This is a genomic window from Halogeometricum sp. CBA1124 (assembly GCF_009741955.1).
Taxonomy (GTDB): Archaea; Halobacteriota; Halobacteria; order Halobacteriales; family Haloferacaceae; genus Halogeometricum; species Halogeometricum rufum.
Genome location: NZ_WPCD01000315.1, coordinates 1 through 2,403, shown reverse-complemented (window position 1 = coordinate 2,403; position 2,403 = coordinate 1). Strand labels below are relative to the sequence as shown.

At 67.7% G+C, this 2,403-nt stretch carries 1 protein-coding gene and 1 pseudogene; one reads left to right on the top strand and one right to left on the bottom strand.

Annotated elements, in window-relative coordinates; translation table 11 throughout:
* The first annotated feature begins 535 nt into the window (after positions 1-535).
* Positions 536-973: a pyridoxamine 5'-phosphate oxidase family protein gene (locus GJ632_RS20935; RefSeq protein WP_191453934.1), complete on the top strand. Its 438-nt coding sequence runs from the start codon at positions 536-538 to the stop codon at positions 971-973.
* Between the two features lie 65 nt (positions 974-1,038).
* On the opposite strand, the pseudogene GJ632_RS20930 reads toward GJ632_RS20935, so the two are convergent.
* Positions 1,039-2,403: pseudogene (locus tag GJ632_RS20930) on the bottom strand (dihydroxy-acid dehydratase); the annotation flags it as partial.

Genomic DNA, 2,403 nt, shown 5'->3' with positions numbered 1-2,403 from the left:
GAGGCAGCGAGGCGAGCGAAGCGAGTCTCGCGGGACGACCGCTCGAGAGCCACGAACGGGCGAAGCGAGTCGTCTGCGCCGTCCGCCGACTGTACACCGGTGAGAACTAGACGAATCGAGTTCGACGCTCGGCGTCTCACGTTTCCGGCGGAAACTGGGAACCAGAGCCTCGGAAGCGGATTGGTCCCGTGGACGCCCCCGTATCGACTCCGGCGTTCTGCCTCTGGGCCCGAGACGAGGACGCATCGGTCGTGCAGTAAAAACGGGAGGGGGAATGGGACTGCGAGCCGTCAGGAAGGGGTTGGGGGAGAGGGGAATCCCCCGACGGGTGGGATGCGCCCTACGCCGAACAGAAAAGGTCCGATGTAGGGCGGTTGAATATTCAGGGATACTGTATAAAGTAGGTGGTGAAACGCGGCCGGTGTGGCTACAGGTTCACTAGCGCACGGAGACTCACGCTCGCTGACATAGCCCGGCCCGCGAATCGAGCGTCGAATCCAACACAGACAAACCGGTTCCCGGCGAACGACCGGTAATGGTTGTCGAGATGACGCCGTCTGCGGTCGATGCTCTCCTCACCGAAGCCGGGTCGGGCGTGCTATCGTTGGCCGACGGGGCGGAGACGTACGCGGTCCCCGAGTCGTTCGGCTACGACGGAGACGCCCTCTACTTCCAACTCGTGTACCACGAGACGAGTCGAAAGATGGCGTTCGTTCGGGCGACGGAGGTGGCAACCTTCACCGTGTACACCGACGACCCCGCCGAGAGCGTCCTCGTCCGCGGTCGCCTCGAACGAGTCCCCGACGCCGACCGGGCGGCCGCGTCGGCGGCCATGGCGGACAACGCGGAGATTCCGGCGCTGAACGTCTATCCGGACACCGAGGCGGAGGACCTCTCGATGGCGTTCTACCGGCTGATCCCCGAGACGGTCTCCGGGCGTGAACTCACGCGCTCCGACGGCGAAGCGGACTGAGGTTCGGCGCGGGAGACGCAGGACGAGTATCGGTCAGAGTACGGTGACTGTCCGAAGTCGCGCGGTTACCGCTTCGCGCCGGGGTTCGTCACCGCACCGTTCGCCGCGGAGCCGAAGTCGTCGGCGTACTTCGCCAGCACGCCCGTCGTGTAGTTGGGTTCGGACGGTTCCCAGTCGTCCTTTCGCGACGCCAGTTCCTCGTCCGAGAGGTCGACCGACAGGTCGCGGTTCGGGATGTCGACGGTCACCTCGTCGCCGTCTTCGAGGAGGGCGATGGGGCCGCCGTCGGCCGCTTCGGGGGCGACGTGCCCGACCATCGGACCGCGCGTGGCGCCGGAGAACCGGCCGTCGGTGAGGAGTGCCACGTCGTCCTCGTGGCCCTGCCCGACGACGGCGGCGGTGACGCCGAGCATCTCGCGCATGCCGGGGCCGCCCGTCGGCCCCTCGTTGCGGATGCAGATGACGTCGCCCGACTCGATGTGGCCCTCCTGCACGTAGCGCATCGCCTCCTCCTCGCTCTCGAAGACGCGCGCGGGGCCCTCGTGGTGGAACGTGTCGTCGCCGGTGACCTTCAGGACGGCGCCGTCGGGCGCGAGGTTGCCGGTGAGAATCTTGATGGCGCCCTCCTCCTGATACGGGTCGTCGACGGTGTAGATGAAGTCGCCCGACACGTCCTCGTCGGCCGGCAGGTCGAGGTGGTCGAGTTCCTCGGCGACGGTGCGGCCGGTGACGGTCATCGCGTCGCCGTGGAACAGGCCCGCGTCGAGGAGGCGGCGGACGACGACGGGGACGCCGCCCTGTTCGTGCAGGTCGTTCATCACCTTCGTGCCGCCGGGTTGGAGGTTCGCTATCTTCGGCGTCCGGCGGGATATCTCGTCGAACTCCTCGATGGAGAGGTCGATTTCGGCCTCGGCGGCGAGTGCCAGGAGGTGCAGGACGGCGTTGGTCGACCCGCCGATGGCCACCTGCAGGGCGATGGCGTTCTCGAACGACTCCTTCGTCAGGATGTCCGAGGGGCGCAGGTCGTTCTCGACGGCTTCGAGGACGGCCTCGCCCGCGCGGCGGGCGACGTCGTAGCGTTCGGCGGACTCCGCGGGGGCCGACGCGGACCCGAGCGGGGCCATCCCGAGCGCTTCGGAGATGGAGGCCATCGTGTTGGCGGTGAACATCCCGCCGCAGGAACCGGCACCGGGGCAGGCGTGACGCTCCATGTCGTCGAGTTCCTCGGCGCTCATCTCGCCCTCGGCGTAGGTGCCGACGCCCTCGAAGACGTTCTGAACGGTGATGTCGCGCCCTCGTGTTCGCCGGGCATGATGGACCCGCCGTAGAGGAACACCGAGGGGAGGTCCGTCCGGATGGACGCCATCATCATCCCGGGGAGGTTCTTGTCGCACCCCGCGACGGTGACGAGGGCGTCCATCCGTTCGCCG